Annotated in this window: 26 protein-coding genes and 1 tRNA gene; 22 read left to right on the forward strand and 5 right to left on the reverse strand. The window is 34.5% G+C overall.

The window, feature by feature from the left end:
* Positions 1 to 127: 127 nt before the first annotated feature.
* The 21 genes from RSE15_RS00775 to RSE15_RS00875 all read left to right on the forward strand — a co-directional run bounded on the left by RSE15_RS00775 (position 128) and on the right by RSE15_RS00875 (position 18964).
* Positions 128 to 889: a hypothetical protein gene (locus RSE15_RS00775; RefSeq protein ID WP_324069090.1), complete on the forward strand. Its 762-nt coding sequence runs from the start codon at positions 128 to 130 to the stop codon at positions 887 to 889.
* On the forward strand, positions 876 to 1460 hold the full coding sequence (locus RSE15_RS00780; protein WP_324069091.1) for a hypothetical protein: 585 nt from the start codon (positions 876 to 878) through the stop codon (positions 1458 to 1460). The genes RSE15_RS00775 and RSE15_RS00780 overlap by 14 nt, the downstream gene beginning before the upstream one ends.
* Entirely contained in the window at positions 1432 to 2964 is a 1533-nt protein-coding gene (locus RSE15_RS00785) for a hypothetical protein (protein WP_324069092.1), read from the forward strand. Before RSE15_RS00780 ends, RSE15_RS00785 begins: the two co-directional genes overlap by 29 nt.
* A 228-nt stretch (positions 2965 to 3192) precedes the next feature.
* On the forward strand, positions 3193 to 3513 hold the full coding sequence (locus RSE15_RS00790; RefSeq protein ID WP_324069093.1) for a hypothetical protein: 321 nt from the start codon (positions 3193 to 3195) through the stop codon (positions 3511 to 3513).
* A complete protein-coding gene (locus RSE15_RS00795; protein ID WP_324069094.1) occupies positions 3513 to 4880 on the forward strand; it encodes a phage portal family protein in 1368 nt (455 codons plus the stop codon). The genes RSE15_RS00790 and RSE15_RS00795 overlap by 1 nt, the downstream gene beginning before the upstream one ends.
* A complete protein-coding gene (locus RSE15_RS00800) occupies positions 4877 to 5836 on the forward strand; it encodes a DUF6712 family protein (protein WP_324069095.1) in 960 nt (319 codons plus the stop codon). The genes RSE15_RS00795 and RSE15_RS00800 overlap by 4 nt, the downstream gene beginning before the upstream one ends.
* A gap of 64 nt (positions 5837 to 5900) precedes the next feature.
* Positions 5901 to 7622, forward strand: coding sequence for a hypothetical protein (locus tag RSE15_RS00805; RefSeq protein WP_324069096.1), 1722 nt, complete (start codon positions 5901 to 5903; stop codon positions 7620 to 7622).
* Between the two features lies 1 nt (position 7623).
* Positions 7624 to 7788 (forward strand): hypothetical protein, encoded by a 165-nt coding sequence (locus tag RSE15_RS00810; protein WP_324069097.1) that lies wholly within the window; start codon positions 7624 to 7626, stop codon positions 7786 to 7788.
* Between the two features lie 10 nt (positions 7789 to 7798).
* Positions 7799 to 8356 carry a phage holin family protein gene (locus tag RSE15_RS00815; protein WP_324069098.1) on the forward strand — a complete coding sequence of 186 codons (558 nt, stop codon included), beginning with the start codon at positions 7799 to 7801 and terminating at the stop codon, positions 8354 to 8356.
* A 6-nt stretch (positions 8357 to 8362) separates the two neighbouring features.
* Entirely contained in the window at positions 8363 to 8863 is a 501-nt protein-coding gene (locus RSE15_RS00820) for a M15 family metallopeptidase (protein ID WP_324069099.1), read from the forward strand.
* Positions 8864 to 8865: 2 nt separating this feature from the next.
* The gene (locus tag RSE15_RS00825; RefSeq protein ID WP_324069100.1) at positions 8866 to 9528 is read left to right on the forward strand and encodes a hypothetical protein; all 663 of its coding nucleotides are present in this window, start codon (positions 8866 to 8868) and stop codon (positions 9526 to 9528) included.
* The gene (locus RSE15_RS00830; RefSeq protein ID WP_324069101.1) at positions 9528 to 9710 is read left to right on the forward strand and encodes a hypothetical protein; all 183 of its coding nucleotides are present in this window, start codon (positions 9528 to 9530) and stop codon (positions 9708 to 9710) included. The genes RSE15_RS00825 and RSE15_RS00830 overlap by 1 nt, the downstream gene beginning before the upstream one ends.
* Positions 9700 to 10470 (forward strand): hypothetical protein, encoded by a 771-nt coding sequence (locus RSE15_RS00835; RefSeq protein ID WP_324069102.1) that lies wholly within the window; start codon positions 9700 to 9702, stop codon positions 10468 to 10470. The genes RSE15_RS00830 and RSE15_RS00835 overlap by 11 nt, the downstream gene beginning before the upstream one ends.
* Positions 10470 to 10970: a hypothetical protein gene (locus RSE15_RS00840; protein WP_324069103.1), complete on the forward strand. Its 501-nt coding sequence runs from the start codon at positions 10470 to 10472 to the stop codon at positions 10968 to 10970. Before RSE15_RS00835 ends, RSE15_RS00840 begins: the two co-directional genes overlap by 1 nt.
* A 73-nt stretch (positions 10971 to 11043) precedes the next feature.
* Positions 11044 to 11421, forward strand: coding sequence for a hypothetical protein (locus tag RSE15_RS00845; RefSeq protein WP_324069104.1), 378 nt, complete (start codon positions 11044 to 11046; stop codon positions 11419 to 11421).
* 176 nt (positions 11422 to 11597) lie between these two features.
* Positions 11598 to 11810: a hypothetical protein gene (locus tag RSE15_RS00850; protein WP_324069105.1), complete on the forward strand. Its 213-nt coding sequence runs from the start codon at positions 11598 to 11600 to the stop codon at positions 11808 to 11810.
* A 2-nt stretch (positions 11811 to 11812) separates the two neighbouring features.
* On the forward strand, positions 11813 to 12118 hold the full coding sequence (locus RSE15_RS00855; protein ID WP_324069106.1) for a helix-turn-helix domain-containing protein: 306 nt from the start codon (positions 11813 to 11815) through the stop codon (positions 12116 to 12118).
* Between the two features lie 104 nt (positions 12119 to 12222).
* Positions 12223 to 12639 carry a hypothetical protein gene (locus RSE15_RS00860; RefSeq protein ID WP_324069107.1) on the forward strand — a complete coding sequence of 139 codons (417 nt, stop codon included), beginning with the start codon at positions 12223 to 12225 and terminating at the stop codon, positions 12637 to 12639.
* The gene (locus RSE15_RS00865) at positions 12632 to 15685 is read left to right on the forward strand and encodes a phage tail tape measure protein (protein WP_324069108.1); all 3054 of its coding nucleotides are present in this window, start codon (positions 12632 to 12634) and stop codon (positions 15683 to 15685) included. Before RSE15_RS00860 ends, RSE15_RS00865 begins: the two co-directional genes overlap by 8 nt.
* A gap of 10 nt (positions 15686 to 15695) precedes the next feature.
* The gene (locus RSE15_RS00870) at positions 15696 to 17030 is read left to right on the forward strand and encodes a hypothetical protein (protein WP_324069109.1); all 1335 of its coding nucleotides are present in this window, start codon (positions 15696 to 15698) and stop codon (positions 17028 to 17030) included.
* A complete protein-coding gene (locus RSE15_RS00875) occupies positions 17030 to 18964 on the forward strand; it encodes a hypothetical protein (protein ID WP_324069110.1) in 1935 nt (644 codons plus the stop codon). Before RSE15_RS00870 ends, RSE15_RS00875 begins: the two co-directional genes overlap by 1 nt.
* Here RSE15_RS00875 and RSE15_RS00880 read toward each other — a convergent pair.
* Positions 18954 to 20099, reverse strand: coding sequence for a tyrosine-type recombinase/integrase (locus tag RSE15_RS00880; protein WP_324069111.1), 1146 nt, complete (start codon positions 20097 to 20099; stop codon positions 18954 to 18956). The genes RSE15_RS00875 and RSE15_RS00880 overlap by 11 nt on opposite strands.
* Before the next feature lie 146 nt (positions 20100 to 20245).
* Positions 20246 to 20319 (reverse strand) — tRNA-Arg (locus tag RSE15_RS00885).
* Between the two features lie 71 nt (positions 20320 to 20390).
* On the opposite strand from RSE15_RS00885, the gene RSE15_RS00890 reads away from it, so the two are divergent.
* Positions 20391 to 20903 (forward strand): adenine phosphoribosyltransferase, encoded by a 513-nt coding sequence (locus RSE15_RS00890; RefSeq protein WP_324069112.1) that lies wholly within the window; start codon positions 20391 to 20393, stop codon positions 20901 to 20903.
* 64 nt (positions 20904 to 20967) lie between these two features.
* Here the strand turns inward: RSE15_RS00890 and RSE15_RS00895 are convergent, their stop codons facing one another.
* The 3 genes from RSE15_RS00895 to RSE15_RS00905 all read right to left on the reverse strand — a co-directional run bounded on the left by RSE15_RS00895 (position 20968) and on the right by RSE15_RS00905 (position 26446).
* Positions 20968 to 22758: an acyl-CoA dehydrogenase FadE gene (locus tag RSE15_RS00895; protein WP_324069113.1), complete on the reverse strand. Its 1791-nt coding sequence runs from the start codon at positions 22756 to 22758 to the stop codon at positions 20968 to 20970.
* 109 nt (positions 22759 to 22867) lie between these two features.
* Entirely contained in the window at positions 22868 to 24052 is a 1185-nt protein-coding gene (locus RSE15_RS00900) for an acetyl-CoA C-acyltransferase (protein WP_324069114.1), read from the reverse strand.
* A 3-nt stretch (positions 24053 to 24055) separates the two neighbouring features.
* A complete protein-coding gene (locus tag RSE15_RS00905) occupies positions 24056 to 26446 on the reverse strand; it encodes a 3-hydroxyacyl-CoA dehydrogenase/enoyl-CoA hydratase family protein (protein WP_324069115.1) in 2391 nt (796 codons plus the stop codon).
* Positions 26447 to 26451 lie beyond the last annotated feature (5 nt).

The raw sequence follows: 26451 nt of genomic DNA on the forward strand, positions 1-26451 counted from the left end.
TAAATTGATTATTTGGGGAATGAAACGGTTATTAAAGCGGACATTTGTCCGCTTTTTTATTTATAGCCTGCAGTGAGCTTGTCGAACTGTCCTATTTTTACGCTTTCCATTTCTGCAACTTTGTTCTATGAACGCAATAGAACAATGGAAAGCAAAAGGAACTCCTTACAATGAAGGAGTTTTGTTGTATGCGAGTTTTCCATCGCATAATAAAGTGTTGCTTAAAAACTTCCAAAAAAAGCAATCGCCACAACTTCTGGAAAAATTGAAGTATGAGTTGTCAAAAATTGACCATTCAGAAAAAGCAGTTGTTCCGGTTAAAAAGGAAATTGCAAAAAAAACTACTATTGGACAAAATGTGTCCAAAAATGAAGTAGTGCAATATATTGAACAACAACAAATTCAACATACTACCAAACAAGCACTATACTTTCACGAATTACCAGAAGAACTGCGTCCTACACTTTTAGAAGCCAACACAATTTTTAAAGAAATGTGTTTGTTGAAAGTCCAATTGAATGAACTTCCAGCCGAAGCCGAAAACAAAGCTTTACAACTTCAAATCGAGATTTCCCAAAAGCAAAAAAGAAACGCTTTGTGTTGGGAAAAGCTAGACTATTGGAAAACGCACAAAGTAGCACCAAAAGAAGCGAAAGGAAAGTTTGAAACATTATCGCCTGCTAACCTGGTGAAACAAGAACAATATCTTTTTGCGAGTATTTCCAAAATGAAAAAGAGATTGGAATTGAATCGTGAACTATTAAAAATTGCTTCTGGAGTTGTTGAAGTGAATAAGATTCAACGCACAATTACCAAGCAAGAAAGCTCTTTGATTGCTAAAAATGAAGAATTACTAAAAATTAAAGCATTAATCAATGGCGAAGGATAAACGAAATATGTTAGTAAAAGTGGGTGATTCTACTTTTGATAAGATTCAAGCCTATTATGTGAATCCTGAAAAGTATGAACTTTCTGAAACGTGTGAAGCCATTCGCCAACGTTGGGTTTTGGTAGTTAATTTGTTGCTTCGTGGTTTTCCAAGATATAAAATTGCCAATATGCTTGAAAAAGATTTTGGTTTAAGTCAAGCACAGGCATATTTAGACATCAACAACGCTGGAAACTTATTTGGCGACATTCACCAAACATCCAAAGAAGTAGAAAAAGCCATGTGGCGCGAATGGTGTCGTGATTTTATTCAAAGAGCCAAAAGGCGTGGCGATATGAAAGCCGAATCCAAAGGATTAGATATGTATGCCAAGTATGGTGACTTTAGTGCCGAAGAATTAAGTTTTGACCCAGAAAAACTAGAGAAAAAAGATATTGAAATCACAGTTGATCCTAAATTGATTGCAGTTCTTCAAAACATGATTTCAAAAGGAGTTGTGGATTTCAACACGCTTGATGTAACCGATATAGATTTTGATTCTGATGATACAGCCAAAGAAGAAGATAGTTAGTTTACACCTTTCGCAATTAGTGTTTGATTTGGCACCACAGCCAAAGAAATATCTGGAAGCTGGTCGTGGTTGGGGAAAATCTACCATATTAGGAAAGAAAATGCGTGATTTTGTAACTAATCTTCCACGTGCTACAATTGCATTGGTGGGTGTTACTTATTCGCAAATATTATCGAAAACGCTCCCTTCTACCATTGAAGGATTGGAAATGTTTGGCATATACCAAGACGTTGATTTTGTTGTGGGAAGATGTGGCAAGCGTTTTGGTTATAAAATGCCATTCCAACCGCCTTCGGGTCCAATGGGATGGAATAATATAATTCACTTTTCCAATGGCACAATCTTTCAATTGGTTTCGTTAGATAATCCAAATAGTGGTCGTGGTTTAAACTCTTACGGCATATTAGCCGATGAAGCTGCGTTATTAGATGAAACCAAACTATATAACAACGTACAAACAACGAATCGTGCTAAGAAAGCCGAGTTCAAGAACAATCCAATGTTGGGAGCCGAGATTTATGTATCATCTACTCCAGTAACCAAGAAAGGGAAATGGTTTGTTGATAAAGAAGAAATTGCTAAAAAGCATCCGGATAAGTATTTCTTTCTGAAAGGTTCTGCGTTAAACAATCCCTATTTACGTAAAGAATGGTTTGAAGAAGCACGATTGAACGCACCAAGTCAATTGATCTATGAAGCCGAAATTCTAAACATTCGCCCGAAAGAAATCACTGATGGATTCTATGCCAACCTAAACCCTGATAAGCATTACTACACAGACTACAGCGCATCGTATCTGGAAGGATTAGACGCATCGAAGTTTAAGAATAGTAATCAGGATGTAATGCGTGAACACTTCAATAGTAATCAGGATAACGACATCAACCCAAATGAACCGCTGATTGTGTCGCTTGACTTTGGTGTGTTCAATTCCTTAGTAGTATCGCAAACACATGATGATGAGTATCGTGTATTGAAGTCTATGTGGGTGAAGTCTCCTAAGTTGTTGGATGATCTATTCATTGAGCAGTTTATTCCATACTACAGACCGCACCAGGATAAGACCATCTACTTATATGGTGGACATGATGGAAACAACAGACTACCAAATAGTTCCAAGACTTTGTTTGAACAAGTACGCGAACTGCTTACACAGCATGGCTGGACTGTCATCATCATGTCTAAAGGTTCGGCAGCAACACACTATGATAAGTATTTGTTGTTCAATGCTATGCTAAAGGAGAACCAACCCAACCTGCCTAAGATACGTATCAATGAAGGAAACAATCCTGATTTGATTATCGCATTGGAAAGAACCGAAGCAAAGGAATCCAATGCAGGAGTAGAGAAGAACAAGAAGGATGAACGTAACAGTTCCTTCCCACAGCAACACGCAACGCACTTACCTGATGCGTTCGACATCCCTATCATTACCATGTACAACGATAGGTTCAAAGGTGCAACGAGCTTCGCCAACGAGTACACAATCGGAGTATCACGATAACAAATTCATATTTCCTACATTTTCGCAAATGGAAAGTGAAAAAATTCTTAGGGACAGGCGTGCCGAATCGTGATAAATTAAAATACGAATTTGATTTTTTTAAACTAAAGTTTTGGCTTTCAAATAGTTAAATGCTTAAAAATTAGAATATTACATTAAAATAGGCAGTTTTTACCATTGGTTTAAACTGTCCTATTTTTTTTTAGGTGTAAAATCGAATTTTACATCATGATTAACGGATTTATCACATTGTCAGAAGCTCTTAAAATTTTCAATTTGCGTGATGCAAGTGGAATGTTTGTTCCGTTTGATATTGAATACAGAACATTCAATGAACAAACCAAACAAGGCGGAAAACTAAAGGCCTACTACGGTGTTAAATACCTTCCGCAAGCAAAAGAAGCCGAAGAAGCTCCTGCTGATTTATCCGCAAAATCACCAAACCATTATAAAAACAGGACGCGAAACATCGAATTGTCAAACGGAGAAATTAAAAAAATCCGCATTGACTTCATTGTTTCTATTAATAATACAAAAGTCATTTACTAATGAATGAGAACACTGAATTTTTCGGAACCAAAATAGCAGTCTCCAAATTAAAAAACGGAGACGTTGCTGCTTTTACTTTTAAGAATACAACCGAGAGTTTAGATTCTTCGGTTACCGTTGTAAAAGTAGATGTCAAAGACAAAACCGCAGAAATCGCTTCTTGGGGCAAAAACAACGATTATCCGCAACAAATTTTAAAAGCAGTTCGCCCGAATGGTTCCGCATCTTCAGGTTTGCGTTTCCTTCGTAAAGCGCATTATGGTAATGGATTGGTTTTAGTGCGTGATGTTGCTGATGCAAACGGTAAAAAGGAAACTAAAATGGTAGAACTTTCTGAAGTTCCAGACATTCAAAAGTTCTTTTTAGATTCTCAAATGAATCGCTTTTGGAAAGAAACTATTGCCGACTTGGAATATTTCTCAATTGGTTTTCCTGAATACATTGTTTCTGAAAACTTCAAAACCATTAACAAGGTCAGAAGACAAAAAACTGCATGGTGTCGTTTCTCGCTTCCAAACAAAGAAAATAATTTGGTAGAGTACGTTTATATTTCGGAGAAATTCGGAAAAGAAACCGTTGCCACTACTTCGGAATATGTAGAAGAAGTTCCGTTAATTGATTCTTATTGGTCTCCTGATCAAGTGAAGGAATATTGCAAAACCAACAATATTAAAAAATTCATTCGCCCGATATTTTACCCACTTCTTGATGAAGCATTATATCCAAAATCAGAATGGCACGCAGTTGCTGAAAGCGGTTGGTTAGATGTTGCAAACTCGGTTCCTGCTTTAAAGAAAGCAATCTTTCAAAATCAAATGACTTTGAAATACATTGTCGAAATTGATGAACGCTACTTAAAAGCTTTGTATCAGGAAAATTGGATAAAGTTTACTCCTGATGAAAGAATTGATATTAGAAATAAAATCATTGATAAAGTAAATGAATCTTTAACAGGAAATGATAACGCAGGAAAAGCAATCCAATCTATGAAAATAATTGGAGAAGATGGAAAAGCTTATCCAGCAGTTGAAGTAATTCCAATTGACGATAAATTAAAAGATGGCTCTTACCTTCCGGAAGCAGAAGCCGCTAACTCCGAAGTTCTTTTCGCTCTTGGTGTTGACCCGTCCTTGATTGGTGCTGGCATACCAGGAGGGAAACTCGGAGCAGGTTCTGGTTCCGATAAACGTGAAGCCTTTACAATCCTTTCTGCACTTTTCAAAACCAATCGTGAAACTACTTTGGAAGTGTACGATTTCATTGCACAGTATAATGGTTGGGACACTTCCATTCGTGCCGCTTTTGAAAACACAATATTAACCACATTGGATGCAAATCCTACAGGCTCAAAATCCGTAACAGCATGATACTAGCAGATAACTCCGATTTAAAAAAATACGTTTCCATTGCCAATTCATTTGAATTTCAAGACTTCGAGCCTTACATTCAAAAAGCAGTGTATGCCTACACCCATAAATATGTTGGAAACCTTCATGTAGTACTTGATGCACTAGCAACAGGAGAAAACGCAACAATTAAAAACGAAGCTCGCGAACACTTGCGTTCAGCAATTGCAAACTTCGGAATGTACATATTCTTACCATTGTTAGCGGTGCAATTAGATTCTTCTGGAATATCTGTAAACACTTCCGAAAATCGTGCAGCTGCAAATTGGGGACAAATCAAAGACATCCGCAGAGAATTATTGCGTGCCGGTCACGAATCTATGGATTTACTTTTGGCACATTTAGACGCTAATCTTTCGATTTTTACTGATTACGCTACCAATTATAGTCCAGCAAACAACGAATTATTAGTTAATAATGCCACTATATTTTCAAAATACTATAACATTTTCGATAGTAGACAAACGTTTTTAGCCTTAATTCCAATTATTCGCAAGGTAGAAGACCAGTATTTACAAACGTTTTTATGTCCTGAATTAATCACAGCACTAAAAACAAACGTTACAGGAAACGTAAAAGCGGTTAAAATCGCAATGCAAAAAGCGATTGTAGCGTTTACAGTTGCCAAAGTTTCTGCAAATGGATTGTTTGTTTTCGATGAACGTGGCTTACGCATCGACTTTGAAAACATGTCCGATGGCAGAATAGAAAATACAACATACGGAAAACCAGTTGATCAATTAAAATCGTTAGCCGATGAAGAAATCAACAACGGAACACAATATTTAAAACTCGTAGCCGAAATTATAGAAGCGAATCCTACTGATTTCAATCAATGTGATTTCCCATTGGTAAAAAATTCAAAATCATTACCAGGTTACGAACCATACAACACAAAAGGAGTTTTCGGACTATAATCGCCTGCACTGAGCTTGTCGAAGTGTCCTATTTTTTTGCATCAATAAATAAGAAATTTGAATCATGAGTATAACAGGAAGTAATAATCCATTTGCATGTGAACCAGTAGTTTTTGCCAACGCAAACACTATTGTTTCATTAGGTACAATTACCAGAGACGGAAACCAATTCACGTTCTCGGTTGGTTTCGTTTGGAAAATAAACGGAGTAACCTATCAAAATACAGCTCCAGTTGTTTTAACAATTGCCGAAGCTTCAGAAGGTTTCCAAAGAATAGACAACGCCTTGTTAAATACCTCAAATACAATAGAGTTACAGCAAGGAAATGAAAGTGATACTATCGCGTTAAAACCAATTGCGCCTGATACAAATATTATTTTAACTTCTTGGAATATTTCAGGAGATACAATTGGAAATACAGAAGAACCAATTATCGGCACGCAATTCAAAAAAAAATCTGAAAATTTAGACTATAGCTATCCACTGTTAAAAGGCACAAGAGCTGTAATTCAATTAAGACCTGAAGGTAATAGTTATTATGCTATTGGAAATACTTTATTGATTTCTGTTGATGGATTTGGAACAAGTTTAATTACTGGCAATCCAGATGCAGAAACGCCTTATCCAATGAAAGATTTATTCATTCATAATACAGGTACAACGCCCTTCACTTTGCTACATAATGGAACAGGTTCTGCTAATTCAAAGTTCTTTTTTTTAGATGAAAGTGATTTGGTAGTGCCACCAGGAGGTAAAGTGTGGTTAAAATATGGCATAACCTATTGTCAGTTATTTTTAACAAGTTGGAATAATGGAATACCAACTTTTCAACAAGTAACTGACCAGGGAAATGTTACTGATAACGAAATTACTGCTGCAGCATTTAAAACTACTAATGGCGAAGAGTTACCCACTATAGAATGGGTATATGATAAATTTGCGTCTAAAGAAAATTCACGCCAATATAATTATTCTTTTTCAGAACCAATTTCATCAATTAGATTAGATTTACCTGCTACAGAATCTTATCTTATAATTGATACCTTAATTCAATCAATTAATGGCTTTAATGTTTCATTTAATGATCTATATGATGGCAAGGATTATTATATTTATAATAATTCATCAGATGAAATTTCCTTAAAGCATAATGCTGATAATGCTAACTATGATTTTAATTTTAAAAAAGGCGTTAATATAAAATTACCAAGAAGAGGTCTTCTTCATTTAAAATTTATTGGCGGAAAATTTATCGATGTAATTCAATCATGGATTGATTATAATGAATTACAGCCATATTTAGACACGAAACAAGATAAGGCTTTTTCTATTAAAGTAACAACTCCAAGTTCAATAGTTACAGGAAGTGTTTCTGAAGTGGAAGTTTTGAAAGTTACTATACCACCCAATTCTTTATCATTAAATGAAATTATAAATATGCCACTTCTTATTCTAACAAAAACTGGTACAGCAGGAACTTGTGAAATAAGAGTAAAGATTAGCACAGCATCAACAATGCCATTTGGCAACACAGATGCTATTGCAAGATATTCAAGTGGAGCATCTAACTTGTTTGTAAAAATGCAAAGAGATTTTATAATTGACAATGGAACTATTAAAGTTTATCCGTTATCATCAAACGTTATTGATAATACAACATCTGCTTCAGTTATTCTAACAAAATCTTTTGACCCAACAGTTACAAATTATTTATATGTTAGTATACAACAATCAGCTACAGGTGATTCTAGTGTTTTACAAGGTTTTTATTTAACAAATCAATAATATGCTTAGAACAGTAATAAACAAGAATACAGGAAAAGAGCATCGCGCACAATTTGATGATTTCATTGCAGAAAATGAAATGCTAATTGAAACGCTTAGAACTGAAGTTATGGAAAATCCATATTGGGATTTTGAAAATGAAATCTTTTATGATAAAGTAGAGTAATAATAAAACTATGAAAAATTATATAAACGAAATATTACAAATTACAGCTCCTAAATTTTCAATGTTTATAGAGTTGTTCAACAAGCCTTTGTTTGGACTGTTTACACTTTCTTCAACCGTTGTGGCAGTGCAAATAGTTAGCTTTTGGGGTGCGGTCGACTTGCTTACAATTTTATTTATAGCCGATTTTACTACAGGAATGCTTGCTAGTTGGCTAATTTGGAGAAAAAAACAAGATCGAAAAGACAAGTGGTTTTTTGGAAAAGGTGAAGGATTTTCTTCTGACAAGTTCAAGAAAATGTTTATAAAACTAATGGTTTATCTCGGTACGCCAATAGTAATAGATAAGTTCCAAGATACTTTCTTAATTAAAAATTTAAAGTATTCAACCATTTCAGATGCAGAAATTGAGTTAACTACCTTTTTAATATTGCTTTTTTGCTTGAATGAATTTTACTCTATTTTCAATGAAAACCTACCAAAGTGCGGTTTTAACCTTTGGGAAAGTATTAAGAAAATAATCGGTTTCTATAAGAAAGTAAAAACGGAAATTAATGAAGCTAAATAGTAAAACATGGATCAGATATCGCTTGAAAGAATTAAAACAGCTCATCCTAGAATAAAGGATGAATTAGGTGCTTTGTACATTGTTGCTAATAATAATTTAGGCAAGTATGTTCGTTTAAGAATCACAAGAGTTTACTCAACTCCAAAAGAACAGCACATTTTATTTTTACAAAAACCAAAAGTTACAAATGCAGATGCCTGGCAAAGTATTCACAATTATGGATTAGCCTTTGATATTGTTTTATTGATAGATAAAGATAAAAACGGAACTTTTGAAACCGCAACCTGGGACACCTTAAAAGACTTTGATGTTGATGGAATAGCTGATTGGATGGAAGTTGTAAAAGTATTCAAAGATGCTGGTTGGGAATGGGGCGGTGATTGGAAGAAATTCCCAGATGCACCACATTTTCAAAAAACATATGGTTTTAATTGGAAAGTCTTAAAACAAAGAGTAGACAAGGGAATTACAGTAACTGAAAACGGAATTGTTTATCCAAAAATATAATTATGCAAATCAACTTATTTCAATTTAAAAAAGCATTTCCATACTTAGGTTGGATTTTGCTTTTCTTGTTATTATTTTTCAGAGGTTGTGGTGCTTCGGTTCCTGGAACAACGGTAACCATTCCAGCAATTACAAAAACGCTTCCTGCTGACACAATCGTAAAGCATGAAACGATTAAAATACCAAAGTGGTACAAAGACACCAAAGCAGAAAAAAAGTACTTAAAAGACATTTCTGAAGCCGAACAAAGAATCATTGCCTACCAGGAAGAAATCGACAACATGCAATCGGAGTTCGAATGGGGTGATTCTATTAAAAAAGCCGAATTATATCGATTAGCTACGGAATTGAAAAACTTTGAATCCAACTTTGAAGATGAAAATCTAAAACTAACCATTAATGGAATAATTGGCAGCAATGAAGTCAAAGAAATGACACCAACTTACACCATTAAAGCAAAGAAAGTCGATGTACCACAAAAGCAAGTCAAGTTTCGAATGTTAGTTGGTGGTGGTTTAGGAAACTCGCTAACATTTGATAAACCGCTTTTTAATGGAAATGTAGGTTTTCAAAATTCAAAAGGAAATATTTTAAGATTTTCGTTTGATACGGAACAAAGAATTATGATTGGTTATGATTTCTCACTTTTTAAAATTTCAAGATAATGACTGATCAACAGCAATTAAATAGCTTACAATTAAAACGTGCCAACTTATTAAGTCAGTTGGAAATGTTGTCTTCGGCATCATCAGACTTTTACGAAAAGTTAGGAAGAGTAGAAGCCGACATTCATTTACTAAAAAATAAAATGCTTCGCGAAGTAAAAAACATCGGAAATGAAGATTAACCTAAACATACCACAATCATGGAACGAACTCAATCAAAAGCAGTTCGAAAGAATTGCCTTGCTGTTTTCTACCGCAGAACCTTCATTTATTCGCGATATAAAACTGCTAAAAATTCTAGTAGATGCAAAGTGGTGGCAACTTAAAAAGAAAGCCAACTTTCGTTTGTTTTTAAAACAAGTTCCGTATTGTATTTATAACGAAGAAGACAAAGAAAAATATGAAGGATGGAAACATTTTATTGATTTTCTATTAAAGGAAAACAACCGCACTAACTTCATTCCATTAATTAAAGTCGGAAAGAAAACCTACTTCGCACCAGCCGACAGAATTCAAAACCTAGATGCGGAAGAATTCGCGGTAGCTGATGATTTACACATTCGTTTTCGCGAAACACAAAACCCAGAATATTTACAATATTTGTTTCACGTTTTGTATTCCGAAACCGAAGAAAGAAAGCCTTTCGATAAAAACAAACTCGAAAAGCAAATCAATAAGAAGGTGCCAATGGCAACTTTGGTAATTACCGAAATGACGTACTTCGGTTGTAAGAACTACATCGCTAACAAATTCAAAAAAGCATTTCCAAAATCAACAAAAAAGGAAACAGGAACACGCAAAGGATTTGGAAAAGTAATCCAAGCAATGGCAAAAGGCGACCTTTCCAAACTGCCAATTATCGAGCGCACGAATATTTACAAATTCATGCAACAATTTCAGGATGATATTGAAGAATATAACAAACAAAAAATCAAGAAATAATGACACGCATCGCCACACATAGTAAGATTGTACAGTTTCACAAAGAAATTGCAACAGCGCACAAAGGAATCAATGGTTTCTATCGTTTCGATATTACCGAGCTCACAAACAAACTACGTTCAGGAGTTCAAACGCCTGTGCTAATGTTGGAAAGCCATTCTACCGATTTAGCACCAAACGCCAATAAAACCGTAACATTTGCCAATCGTAGAATTTCATTTTTATTAATGAATTTCGCTGGTAAAGTAGATAATTACGATTTGAAAGAACAAGTATTGGATGAATTAGAAGTAATTGCCTTAGATATTTGCACCTTCTTAAAAAAATGCTCCGATGATAGAACACACTGGCTTTATGGAATGATTGACTTGCAAACCGTACAAGTTGAAAAAGTGGGACCACTAATGGATAACATGTACGGCTGGAATGTTATCTACACATTAAAGAACCACGAACCAATGTGCTATGATGCTACAAAATGGGAGTGGCCAACACCATAAATAGAACTGTCCTATTTTTTTGAAAGTGTTGTAATTAAATTTGAATCACTTTAAAAATAACCAAATAGTAATTATGAAAAAATTCATTTTAGGCTTAATTTTAACGCTATTAGCGTTTAGTGCTTTGCCAGTACAAGCGAGTGCTCCAGATGATGGAGTGAAAACAGAAATCGTAAAAGCAACTGCTTTTGATTTTGTAAATGTGTTGGAAGTTTCTATTGAAGCTCCACAAGTTCGTTTTGAGAATCCTAGTATTTACAAGCCTGTGGGATTGTGGAACTATAGTTTTCAAAAAATGCCTGCTGATTTAAACATTTCAAATTTTCAAAAAGCGCAAGTTCAAAGTTGGCGGTTTATAGATAAGAATAAAGCCAATTCAAATGCTTCAACCTTAAAGTGCAAAAATCTCCATATTGATCCTGGCAGTTTTTCTCATTGTAATTTGTTTTAAGTTAATCACTAAACCACTCTTCGGAGTGGTTTTTTGTTGCTAAATGTTAAAATTTAGTGTATTTCATCGATTTTATTATTTTTAGCTTGGATAATATTACATATATGTTATATATTTGCTCTATCAAAATAACAATTAGAACGTGGCGGCAACACTTTAATACGGCAAAAGAAAAAATGAGAACACCAGAATTTTACATCGAAACAAAAAAAACAGGAGCAGGTCATTATTTAGTAACTGTTACTGATGAAGCGAACAATGAAATTAAATCTTATACTGAAACTGATATGCAAGTTATAGATGCTTACAGTGAAGAAGATGGGATGTATGACATGACTCAATGGGATGCTACTCAGATAATGATTAGAAAAGCAGGATTTGACAATTAATTATGGCAAATAATAAAAATAAAAACGAGCAATGGATGTTGCTCGTTTTACTTCTTAAAGAAATTGCAGAAGAAAAAGGAATCACGCAAAATCAAATTGCAGAACAAACAGGAATGATACAATCGGCAGTTAGTCGTTTCTTTTCCTTGAAATTCAAACCTACAATTGATACTTTTTTGCAAGTTTCAAAAGCAATAAAAGTCAATTTCTTTTTTGAAGATAAAGAATCAAAAACAGATTTAAACAAATGCTTTGAAAAAGCAATGGAACAACTTGGAAGAAGAGTTGATAAGCTTCCAAAAAATTAAAATAACTTCTTTTTTATCTTAAACCATTCGCCAACACGAATGGTTTTTTGTTGTCCTATTTTTTGCCATTTCGCAAACCTAATTTTACCATAAATAATTACAAAATGGCTGGACAATTAGACCTTTTTATGTTAGAAAAACAAGCAGGAACGCAGTTTGCAAATCGCATCAAGCGAAATCTTGTTTCTTCTATTCGTAGTAAAACCAACAAAGGCAGTGGATTGGCTTTGAAATCTACCGTAAAACCATTTTACAAAAACAATCTTTTAGAGCGCATTACCATTTTTACGCCTTATTACATCTATCCAATTCTTCACGTAGGATTTGAAGGCACAAAAGCAAACGGAATCAACGCACGATTAAAAGCACGTGATTTCATTATTGATGCTGTAGAACGTGGAAAAGCAGTAGAAGATTTAGCAGACATCATCGGAAACCAAAGAGCCGAAGTAATTATAAACCGAATCAACTTCGGATTTGACAGAAATACACAATCATCCAACACCATAGGAAATGAGTAAAGACAATGTAACCAGAAGAATATCCATTTTCGTAAATGGAAAAGAAGTAGAAAACTCATTAAAAGGAGTAGAAGGAGCAATGGCGCAAGTGCGTAATCGTATGCGTTTACTAAATTCTGATTCTGAAACCTACGAAAAAGACTCAAAAGAATTAGCACAAACAATGGATCAGTTGCGCCAACGTCAATCTGCTTATCGTGATGAACTTGGTTTGACAAACAAAGCAATGGAAGAAGCCAACGAAATTTCGGGAGGTTTGCGTGGCACACTTACAGGAATTTGGGATTCATTGGTTTCAGGAGATTTGCAAGGCGCAAAAGAAGGAATTTCCGCTATTACTTCGGGTATTGGTGGAATGATAAAAGCTTCTTTAACTTTTATTGCAACGCCACTTGGTGCTGCATTAGCTGGATTGGTAGCTTTAGGTGCTGGTGCAAAAGCCTTATTCGATTTCAACAAAGGATTAAACGACATGAACACCGAGCTTCGTGCTTTAGGTGTTAACGCTTCCGAGATTTCAAAAGTGCGTGATGAAATTTCCGCTACGGCTGAAACATTCGACAAAGACTTCAAAGAAATAGCAGAGAAAGCCAACTCACTTTCCAAAACCTACGGCATTTCAATGTCAGAAGCGAATAGAATTATTGCTGAAGGTTTGGCTTCGGGTGGCGCACAAAATGAAGAGTTTTTGGATTCGCTTGGTGAGTACGATGAATTTTTTGCAAAGGCTGGTTATTCTGCCAAAGAATTTTCAGACATCATCAACACAGGTTACGATTTAGGAATCTATTCTGATAAACTTCCAGATGCTTTAAAAGAAGCAGATTTGGCATTAAAAGAAAATACCAAGTCAACTCGCGATGCATTGGTAAACGCTTTTGGTGCTTCATTCTCTGATGATATTCTAAACAAAGTTAAGACTGGAGAATTAACTACCAAACAAGCATTAGATGCAATTGCACAAAAAGCGGAAGAATCTAATCTTTCACAACAGCAATACGCACAATTAACCGCAGATGTTTTCAAAGGTGCTGGAGAAGATGCTGGTGGTGCGCAAAAGATATTTGAAGCTTTAGGGCAATCAGCAAAAAGAGAATTAGATGCAACGGCAAAAGCTTCACTTCAATTGGTTGATGCAAACGAACGATTAAACAAAGCACAATCTGAATTATTTGAAATCAAAGATTTTGGCGAAATCTGGACAAAAATTAAAGCGGTTTCGGTAGATGCTTTCGCTTCGATGTTAGAATACATTTCCGAAGTAAAACAAGATATTCAACCACTAATTGATTTTGTTGGAGTTGTATTTTCAAACGCTTGGGAAGGAACAAAAGCAACGTTCTTGGCGTTTTTTGAGTTACTAAAAACAAACTTCAAAGTAATTGGAACCGTAATATCAACCTTTGTAGAATTCTTTAAAAAAATATTTTCAGGTGATTTTCAAGGAGCTTTCACTGCCTTACAAAACGGATTCTTTAAAGTAATAAATACCATTTCAAACGCTTTTGGAAAACTTAAAAACATCATTTTAGATGCTGTAATTGGAATCATAAGCAATATTGCACCGGTTCTTGAAGCTTTAGGAGTTGATGTTGATAAACTTAAAAAATCAATTGAAGGTTTTAAATCAAAAGAAGTAAAAATAAAAGCCGAAGTTGAAACCATTACCAATAACAAAACCACAAATACATTATCTGGTTCTGGTGGCGGTGGTGCTACTGCTGATGAATTAAAAGCACAAGCAAAAGCACGTGCAGATGCAGCAGCAAAACAAAAAGCCGAAGAAGAAAAGGCAGCAAAAGAGCAATACGATAAAGCAAAAGCACTTGCCGATGCAAAAGCTAATTTAGCCAAAGCGCAGTTAGATAAATATATTTTTGATTTACGTTCTACACTTGATAAAGAACAAGCATTAACGCCTGAAAGTATTGCAATTGAAACCGAACGTTTAGCAAAAATTAAAGATGCTCAAATTCAATTTAATAATGATGAATTAGCGCGCAAAATTGCAGATTTAGAAGCAAAAGCAGTTTTAGAAAAAACATCGGTTGAAGTTTTGAATGCTCAAAAAGAAGCATTGAATTTGGAGTATCAAATGAGAAATCAAGAGTTAGAACTTGGTTTCCAGCAATCAACTGATGCGCTAAAATTACAATACGAGCAAGAACAAAAAATTCTAAAAGCCGAGCAATTGGCATTGGATAATGAATTAGCATTAGCAGAAGCAGAAACAAAAGCAGAAGCCGACAAAATAAAGCAAGAACAAGACTACCAAGCCGAGTTACAGCGATATGCTAAACTTTACGCTGATAAGAAAATAACAGATGAAGAATACACTCGTTTCAAAGAAGCTGCAAAACAAAAGCAGGATGAAATGGACAGAGTTAGAGAACTTCAACAATTACAAGGAACGCTTGGCGGTTTAAACCAATTAGCTAATGCAGTTGGAGAAATGTTCGGTCAGTCTAAAGAATTGGCAATTATTCAAGCAGGAATCAATGGTGCAATGGCTGTTACATCTATTTTGGCACAATATCCAAAGTTTGATGGTGGATTTGCAATGTGGGCGGCTATTGCAGCAGCAGGAATTACAACAATTGCTCAAGTTGGAAAAATTGCAAGTGCTAAACCACCAAAAAAACCTAAATTCTTCTACGGTGGTAACACAGGAGATAAACCTGCACTTGGTTATGATGAATTTGGACCCGTAACTGGTTACGTTCACAAAAACGAGTACGTTATTCCAGAAGTAATGACACAAGATCCACGATTTGCAAATACTATTACTTGGTTAGAAGCTAATCGCCAAAGTAAAATGCGTGGTTATGTAGATGGTGGTGCTACTTCTCCAGGAGTGGTTGGTGCTAATCCTGTGAAAACTTCATCCAACGAAACCGCAATGTTAGTAAATGCTGTAAATAATTTGAACGCGATACTTTCAAGTGGAATTATGGCTAAAGTAAATTTTGGATATAAAGACGTGGAAGAAATGGAAGATATGAAAAATGAAATTACTTCAGCTTCTCAAAATGGTACAATCGGATAAATAAAAAACAATGATACAAGTAATCAATTTTCCACCAGAAAACCGCTATTTATTAGACGGAAACAATACACAAATAACCGTAACTTCTGATAATGCAGATGGTTATTTTCGTGCCAAAATTTATATTGATGATGCGCTTTTTGATGAGCAAGGTTGGAGCCGAAAAGACAACTTCACCGCTACAAAAGATTTATTGTATTTGTACAATGCATATTTCAAACCTTACTTTTTAGGAAGCTTCACAACGGGACTTTTAGAGCAAACCAATTTCAAAAAGAAAGTTTCAATCGTAATCGAAGAAAAAGACATCGATACCGATGTGCTTTTAGGAACTGTTACGCTTCCAGATTTCTATTTGTTGTACAATGTAAAATCGGAAATCTTCAACGACATCAACAAATTATATATTTTCGGACTAAAAGCCGAACATATGAATATGAAAAAAGACGGAACAATCGTAATTCCGTTTTATGCCAATGCCGAAACAGAAGATGTAAAAGTGACAATCTATGATGATTTAGATAATATTTTGCACACGCAAACAATCGCTGATGTAAACGGAAAAAAGGTTTTCATTTACACCTTGAATCTTTCTGAAGTTACTGTAATATCATCGGTTTTATATTTGCGTGCCAAAATTGAAGTAGGAGCTGAAAGCACAGAGAAATTTTACAACGTTTTACGTTTGCCAAATTACGAAGTGAAAGAAGTAGTTTTTCAAAATAACTTCGGTTACTACATTCCAGCATACTTTGATGGCGATTTTGAAGATGTAAGTGGTATGAAAGTACAATCATACGAACGCTACGATACATCAACCGCAGTTTACGCAGTAGAAGAAGACGGAACCTACACAATCAACACTGGTGGATTGTCAATTCGTGAAAAAGAAATCGTAAAAGAAATCGCCAATTCAATTGATTGTTATTTTAACAACAACGGAAAATATATCAGCGTAAACACAGCAACAAAAAAAGCAACCAACTTTAAATCACGTTTGAATATTTATGCAGAAGATTTGGTTTTTACTTTTTCGGCTGGATTGCCATTTACAAATTTAAATTTAGGAGAAGATGTTTCTGATTTAGAACTTCAGTTATTATCTATAACCAATTTAGAAGGTTCTAATTATGCCGTTGCATTTGATTCTAATTTTCCTTTGTTTCAAGTCTTTTCACAAGTTAGGATTAACTCAACAACATCTTGGTCTAATCCTGTAGCATTTTCTACAACTGTAAGTCCACAGGAAAGAATTGTTTCATTTGGAGGTGGATCTTTCCAAATGAGATTATATGCTTCGTATAACGATAATATTATTTACTCTAACATTTTAAATAGTTTATAATGGCTTTAGTTACAATATTTTCGCTTGAAGGCGTAGAAATCGAGTATAAAAAAGATTCTTTAAGTTTAAAGAAAGAAAACAATTCCTTGTCTTCTGATTTTAAAGTGCCACATTCTCAATTTCCATTTTTGGTGATTGAGAATGATGTTACAAAGGCGGTTTTGGGTCCTTCTGATATTACTTCTATACGTAAGAACAAGATTGTTCCTGTAATTATATTGGAAAACGGAGTGCGTTATTATGGCGAGCTTCAACAATTAACGGTTTTGAAAAAGTTTAGAAAATGTAATTTAAAATATGGCTCTGATATTATTCCAATTGTGAATAAAAAGATTGCTGAATTTATGCCTTCGGTTTCGGTTATTCCAGGAGAAACTTCTCCAATTCCATTTACAGAAGAAAGCACCGAAGTAATTACAGGAAATGAATATTGGGAAATTTATCCAACTTCAATGATTGGACAAATATATCCAGCTGTAAAATTTAATTTTCCAACGATGTATTGGCTCAATAAATACGGTGTTGGATTAGAAAATACAGATCCTTGGTATGCTTATCAAAACCATATCAATAATTTTGGTGTTAATGCTTTTGAAGAAACTATTTTTTTATTGAATATTGGCGAAGTAGATGGTTCAGAAGTAACGGTAATTAATAAAAATGTAGCAATGCCACACGTTTTTATATTATCTCCTTTGCATTATATTTTCACTTCTTTAGGTTGGAAAATTTCAGGTGATTTTACCACACACGAATTAATAAAACGTTTGTTGATGGTGCCTAAAAAAGATAATATTAGTAAAACTATAATTGCACCAGAAGGAGAATTTGTTATTTTACCATCAACAGCATGGACACTAATTGAAGGAGGTGGAGTTTTTGGAACTGACATTTACCGAAAAGTAGTTTATCAAACAATTACAGTAGAAGGTAATTATAAATTAAAATATTCTTTTGAATTAGAAAATTTACCCACACCTTTTACTCCGTATAATCACCAAAGGAGTAGATTAATTGTAAACCCATCTGGAGCTGATAATTCTGTTTGGGTATTTCAAAAAGCTATTTTTTATAATAATGGAAATAATTATATTGTTGAAGGAGAAGTAGAATTGCAATCTGGTGTTGGTTCAATGCTTTTTATTTATGAAGATTCTTTACAAAATATGCCTGTTAATTATAATTTAGAATTGACTTTAATTGGTAATGAAAAAGAATTTAATCAAATGCACCCAACTATTGAATTAGGTCGTTATGTTCCTGAATGGACAGTTGGAAACTATTTGAATTACATAAAAAATAAATTCAATTTAGATATTACTTTGGATGATTTTAAAAAGGAAATCACTTTGAATTTAAACGAGAATATTGCTTTGAATGAAGAGCCAGCAATTATTTCTCAATCATTAAAAATGACCTCTTATGATATTGCTGCAAATTCATCTTTCGTATTAAAAGAAGAAAACGAAGAAGATGCCGCGTTATTTATCACACAAGAAGAAATCATTTCGTATGATGGAACCACCGATGATTTTACCAAAGTAATTGAATCTAAATTCAAAATTTTACCACGCAATGGATATACTTCGGTTTTATCAGACGACATAAACGATAAACAAGGTGTTGGTTTGATAATTTATGATGAAGCAACCGCACCATTTACAGCCGAAGCCACCGAAAACGGATTCAATTTAAACATACCAGGAGAAAAAGGAATCTATGAAACATTTTTTAGAAGATGGTTAAAATTTATGTTGAATGCATCCAATTGTGAAGTAACAGGATATTTTACAGAAACTGAAATTGCAAAAATAAATAAAGCGAAGGCAGTTTATATAAACAACCAACGCTTTAGAATTATTGATATTCAAACTACCGAAGCTGCAAACAATTTTCAAGAAGTGAAAATGCGCTTATTAAGCGTTAATTATTAAGAATGGTATCAAGGTTAAGGATTTCAATATCAGTAATGCTTTCGGCAATGTGAACGTAAATCATAGTGTCTTCAATTTTCGAATGGCCAAGTAATTTTTGAAGCACCGTAACATTTCCACCCGAAATAATAAAATTAGTTGCAAACGTGTGACGGCTTACATGGTACGTCACACGTTTTTTAATGCCACAAATTTTACAAATATCTTTCAAGGTGCGATTCGTGTATTCATCTGTATAGTTACTATTGAAAGGCTTTTGTTTACTAATGAATTTCTTTGCAGATTCATTCATTTGGATGCGTTGGAGCTTTCCAGTCTTTTCCGCTACGAAAACAACATAGTCACCGATGATATTGTCAGCTTCAATTTTCTTAATATCTGAAATTCGCAATCCGGTAAAGCAAGAAAATAGAAATTTTGACAAAATATTCTTGTGCATTTCGTTCACAAAATCCGAATTCCAATACTTATATAAGGTATTAATTTCATCAGGCATTAAAAAAGTACGGTGCGATTTAAAGTTTGGTCGTTTAATGTCGGAACTATTCAACGGAATTTTTATACCACGATCAAGCGCAACATTCAAGTACTTTTTAAAATTCTTAAAGAAAGTAGAAATTGTATTCTCTTCGTTTTTCATTTTCACTTTTAAAAATATACGAATGTCTTCGATTTGCTTTTTATCGATTTCATAGAAATACAAATGATCCTTATATTTTCGAAGCTTCTCCAATGCAGATTTTTGTTGGCGATACGTTCCTGGTTTCAATAACCCTTTTTGCCGATCCAGTTCTTCATCCCAAAAAGTGATAAAACAAATCCAAGAAGAAGGATTTAATATTTCGTTTGTGAGTTTATCAATATCAAGCACCACATTTGAAAGTCGGTAGTTGATTTCAATTGTATTTATATCAGCCAAGAATTTTTCAATTATCAAATTGTAATCCTTATGCTTTTCAAATTTTGCAGAAACACGTTGTTTCACTTTATCAAAGTGAATTTTTTTAACCGAAAGATTTAATGGAAATATTTTTTTTCTGCCATTTAAAAAAATCTGAACATATAAAGAGTTGGTTCCATCAGTTCTGATGTAGTCCTCTTTAATCTTTACTTTGTAAGTTAACTTCCCATTCATTTTTTGTGAGTAGTTTTGTGAGTAGTAAATTGCGTTTTGAGAGTGTAAAAGCATAAATGTTTGATTTTGTCAATTAGCATAAATAACTAAAGGCGAGCACTTTACGTTTTTATACGTAAAATATTCGCCTTTAATTTTATTTCTAGTGACCTCGACTGGATTCAAACCAGTAACCTTCTGAGCCGTAATCAGATGCGCTATTCAGTTGCGCCACGAGGCCGATTTTGTGAGTGCAAATATAGATATATTTGTGTAAATTGCAAACCTTAACAAGAAAAAAAGTAAATAAAAATGAACTTACATGACTATATTCGTGATATTCAAGATTTTCCGAAACCAGGAATTGCATTTAAAGATATTACACCTTTGCTAATTTCACCAGAAGCCACTAAATTTTGTCTAGAAACATTGGTAAATTCATTAGAAAATCAAAAAATTGATAAAGTAATAGGAGTAGAGAGTCGTGGTTTTTTCTTCGGAATGTTATTGGCACAAAAATTAAATGTTGGATTTATTCCGGTTCGTAAGCCAAAAAAATTACCGTTTGATACTATTAGTGCCTCTTATGAATTAGAATATGGAACGGATACATTAGAAATGCATGTTGACGCCATAAAAAAAGGAGATAGGGTTTTAATTCACGATGATGTTTTAGCTACTGGAGGAACTGCAAAAGCCGTTTGTGAGTTAGTAGAGCAATTAGGTGGCGAAATTGTGCAATTGAATTTTTTAATGGAATTATCCTTTTTAAACGGAAGAGAAAAATTAGGAAACAAAGAAGTTTTTGCGGCTTTGAGATATTAAAAATAAAAAACCATTCGCTTGGCGAATGGTTTTTTTAAACAAACTAAACCAATTAATTGCTGTATTAAAAAGCGTATTTATTTTCGCTAATAATTTTTGCAGCAATTTTTTCACGAAGTCCAATTACATTTGGCATATTCGTATATTTTGTAAAACGTTTTAAACCCATTAACATCATACGTTGTTCGTCTCCTTCAGCAAAAGAAACAATTCCTTCTTTTCCTTTATGGTTCACGATATCTACGGCATGATACAAGTATAATTTTGCCATAGCAATTTGCTCCTGAACTTTGTCTTCGCCTTCTTTTTTAGCTAATTTCTCCGTTCTAAGAATAGTACTTTCGGCCATATAGATTTCGATTAAGATATCAGAAGCAGCCATTAATAATTGTTGGTGTGATTCTAATTCAGCTCCGTATTTTTGAACTGCAGCACCAGCAACCATTAAGAATACTTTTTTCAATTTGGCAATCATTTCTTTTTCTTCAGCAAATAATTCTGAATAATCAGGAATATCGAAAGATGGAATTCCCATTAATTCTTCTGCAACAGCCATTGCTGGACCTAATAAATCAACGTGACCTTTCATTGCTTTTTTCACTAACATTCCAACTGATAACATTCTGTTGATTTCGTTAGTTCCTTCGTAAATTCTGGCAATACGAGCATCTCTCCAAGCACTTTCCATTGGTGCATCTTCAGAGAATCCCATTCCACCAAAAATTTGAATTCCTTCGTCTGTACACGCTTGAACATCTTCAGAAACCGCTACTTTTAAGATTGAACATTCGATTGCAAATTCTTCTACACCTTTTAATTCTGCTTCTTGGTGCGAATTTCCTTCACTAACTCTAATATTAATTCTGTTTTCGATATCAGATGCAGCTCTGTAAGTAGCACTTTCTCCAGCGTAAGCATTAGTAGCCATTTCAGCAATTTTAGCTTGGATAGCACCAAAACTTGAGATTGGTGTTTTAAACTGAACTCTTTCGTTAGCATAATTTACTGCTCCAGTAATGGTTCTACGTTGTGCTTCTAAACAAGCTGCTGCTAATTTAATACGTCCAACATTTAAAGCATTCATAGCAATTTTAAAACCTTCGCCACGACCAGCCAACATATTTTCTACTGGTACTTTTGTTTCATTAAAGAAAACCTGACGAGTAGAAGAGGAGCGAATACCTAATTTGTGCTCTTCGTCACCCATTGAAATTCCGTTTGAAGGATCATTTTCAACGATGAAACCAGTAATATTTTTATCGTCTTCAATACGAGCGAAAACAATCATTACGTTACAAAAACCCGCATTAGAAATCCACATTTTCCCACCTGTGATTTTATAATGTGTTCCATCTTCTGAAAGAACGGCTTTTGTTTTTCCTGAATTTGCATCTGAACCAGCTCCAGGTTCTGTCAAACAATACGCTCCAAACCATTCGCCCGAAGCTAATTTTGGTACATATTTTTGTTTTTGTTCTTCAGTTCCATATAGTGTAATTGGCATGGTTCCAATTCCAGTATGCGCCCCAAAAGCAGTTGAAAACGAACCAGTTGCTCCCGAGATATAATCACAAACTAAAACGGTGTTTACGAATCCCATTTCCATTCCGCCATACGCAGCAGGAACAGCAACGCTTAGGTAACCCAATTCACCTGCTTTGCGCATGATGTCTTCAGTTAAAGCGTAATCTTTCTTTTCGAAGCGTTCTTTGTTTGGCCAAATTTCTTTGTCTACGAATTCGATAACCGAATCACGCATCATAACTTGTTCTTCATTGAAATCTTCTGGAGTGAAGATGTCTTCGCATTTTGTTTCTTTTACAAGGAATTGTCCTCCTCTGATGTTATCTGACATAACTTTTATTTTTTAGAGAAAAGAAAATAAAGAATAGAAAAGAGACTTTTCGGAATTCTATATTTTCATTTTCAGTTTATCTATATTCTTTTTTCTTTGTTCTATTTTCTTATTTCAAAAATTCGTAAATTCCCGCTGTTCCTTGTCCTGTTCCCACACACATTGAAACAATTCCATATTTACTTCCTCTTAATCGCATTTCGTCAAACAATTGAACAGAAAGTTTTGCACCAGTACAACCCAGTGGGTGACCTAAAGCAATAGCTCCTCCGTTCACATTTACGATATCAGGATTTAAGCCTAATTCTCTAACAACCGCTAATGATTGGGAAGCGAACGCTTCGTTTAACTCTATTAAATCAATATCAGATTGTTTTAAACCTGCTTGTTTTAATGCTTTTGGAATTGCTTTTACAGGTCCAATTCCCATGATTCTTGGTTCTACACCTGCAGAAGCAAAGTTTACTAATCGAGCAATAGGTTCAAGATTTAATTCTTTTACCATTTCTTCACTCATAACTAATACGAAAGCTGCTCCATCACTCATTTGAGATGAGTTTCCTGCTGTTACACTTCCGTCAGAAGCAAATACGGGTCTTAAACCTGCTAATACCGCAACAGAAGTTCCTGCTCTTGGTCCTTCGTCTTTGTTAACAACATAAGAACGCGTTTCTTTTTTACCATTTTCATTGATAAAAGTTTCTTCTACTGTAATAGGAACTATTTGAGCGTCAAATTTGCCTTCTGCTTGTGCTTTTAAAGCCTTCATATGTGAATGATAAGCAAACTCATCTTGATCTTCACGAGAAACGTTGAATTGTTTTGCAACCGCCTCAGCAGTTAATCCCATTCCCCAATAATAATCTTCGTGGCCTGCAGCTGCAGCTTTATAATCTGGTGTTGGTTTATAGCCTCCCATTGGAATATAACTCATACTTTCGGCACCACCTGCAATGATACAATCTGCCATTCCGGATTGAATTTTAGCCGTAGCCATTCCGATAGTTTCAATACCTGATGCACAATATCTATTTACTGTAACACCTGGAACATCTTCTACTTTTAATCCCATTAATGAAATTAATCTACCAACGTTTAAACCTTGTTCTGCTTCAGGCATGGCATTTCCTACCATAACATCATCAATACGAGTTTTATCAAAATTAGGAAGCTCTTTCATCATGTGTTCGATGGTTTCTGCTGCTAATTCGTCAGGTCTTTTGAATCGGAATACTCCTTTTGGTGCTTTTCCTACTGCTGTTCTATATGCTTTTACTATATATGCTGTTTTCATCTTTTAGTTTCTTAACGGTTTCCCTTTGGTTAACATGTACTGAATTCTTTCTAAAGATTTTCTTTCTCCAGTTAATGATAAAAATGCTTCTCTTTCTAAATCCAATAAATATTGTTCAGAAACTAAAGTTGCTTCTGATAAATCACCACCAGCCATTACGTAAGCTAATTTATTGGCAATTTTTTTATCGTGTTCAGAAATGTATTTGCCAGCTTCCATTTGGTCAGTTCCTACTAAGAACATACCTAAAGCTTGTTTACCTAATACTTTGATATCTTTTCTTCTTACAGGTTGTGTGTAACCTTGTTCTGCCATTTGTAAAGCCACTTGTTTAGCTGTTGCAATTTGGCGGTCTTTGTTTACCACTACGATATCTCTTCCTTTTTGTAAAACTCCTGTATCAAATCCTTCGTAAGCTGAAGTAGCTACTTTTGCCATTCCGACAGTTAAGAAATATTCTTGTAAAACGTTTAATTCAACATCGTTTTTACGGAATAAATCAGAAGCTCTCAAAGCCATTTCTTTAGAACCACCACCACCAGGAATTACACCAACACCAAATTCTACTAATCCGATGTACGTTTCTGCTGCGGCAACAGCTCTATCAGCGTGCATAGTTAATTCGCAACCACCACCTAATGTCATTCCGTGAGGAGCTGCTATAACTGGAATTGCAGAATAACGACAACGCATCATCGTATCTTGGAACATTTTGATAGCCATGTTTAATTCGTCATATTCTTGTTCGACTGCCATCATGAAAATCATTCCTAAGTTAGCTCCAACTGAGAAATTAGCTCCTTGATTTCCAATCACTAAACCATTGTAGTCTTTTTCAGCAATGTCAATAGCTTTGTTGATTCCTTGTAAAACACCAGCACCTATAGAATTCATTTTAGATGTAAATTCTAAATTGATGATTCCATCACCTAAATCGGTAATAATAGAATCACTGTTGTTCCATATTTTTTTGCTTTCGCGAATATTATTTAAGATAATGAAGGCATCTTGACCTGGAATTTTTTTTACTTTTTGGTTTGTGATAGAGTAGAAGTGTGTTGCTCCATCTTTAATCGAATAAAAAGAAGTGTTTCCAGAAGCTAACATATCCGTTACCCAAGAAGCAGGTTGATATCCTTCCGCTTTCATCAATTCAATTCCTTTTTCAACTCCAATAGCATCCCAAATTTCGAACGGACCATTTTCCCAACCAAATCCAGCTTTCATAGAGTCGTCGATTTTATAGAAAGCGTCTGTAATTTCAGGAATTCTGTTAGAACAGTATTGGAACATTGAAGCAAAGTTTTTTCTGTAGAAATCACCTGCTTTGTCTTTTCCAGTCACTAAAACTTTGAATCTGTCGATTGGTTTTTCAATCGTTTTGGTTAATTCTAAAGTTGCGAAAGATGCTTTTTTATTCGCTCTGTATTCTAATGTATCTAAATCTAAAGTTAGAATGTCTTTTCCTTCTTTTTTGTAGAAACCTTGACCTGTTTTGCTTCCTAACCATTTGTTTTCCATCATTTTGTTAACAAATTCTGGAAGTTTGAATAATTCATGCGCTTCGTCGTTTGGACAATTTTCATAAATTCCGTTAGCTACATGCACTAAAGTATCTAAACCAACCACATCAACCGTTCTAAAAGTAGCCGATTTTGGACGACCAATAACGGGTCCTGTTAATTTATCCACTTCTTCCACGGTTAATCCCATTTCCTTTACTTGGTGGAATAAACTTTGAATTCCGAAGATTCCGATTCTATTTCCGATGAAAGCTGGAGTATCTTTTGCTACAACTGAAGTTTTTCCTAAGAATTTTTCACCATAACCATTTAAGAAATCCAATACTTCATTTGTGGTTTTTGGACCAGGAATGATTTCAAATAATTTTAAGTAACGTGCAGGGTTAAAGAAGTGCGTTCCACAGAAATGTTGTTGAAAATCTTCGCTTCTTCCTTCGCTCATGAACTGAATTGGAATACCAGAAGTGTTAGATGTTACTAAAGTTCCTGGTTTTCTATATTTGTCAACTTGTTCGAAAACAATTTTCTTGATGTCTAAACGTTCTACTACAACTTCGATAATCCAATCGGCAGTAGCAATTTTTGACATATCATCAGTAGTGTTACCTGTTGTAATTCTTGCCGCAAAACTTGGATGATATATAGGAGAGGGCTTTGATTTTAAAGCGTTGCCTAAATGATCATTAACCAATCGGTTTCTAACGGCTTTACTTTCTATGGTCAATCCTTTTTTCTGTTCGGCTTCGGTTAATTCGTTTGGAGCGATGTCTAATAATAAGACTTCGACACCAATATTGGCAAAATGACAAGCAATGCCACTTCCCATAATTCCGGAACCAATAACAGCAACTTTTTTTATAGTACGTTTCATGTTGG

Origin of the sequence: Flavobacterium sp., assembly GCF_035195345.1 — a bacterium.
Lineage (GTDB): Bacteria > Bacteroidota > Bacteroidia > Flavobacteriales > Flavobacteriaceae > Flavobacterium.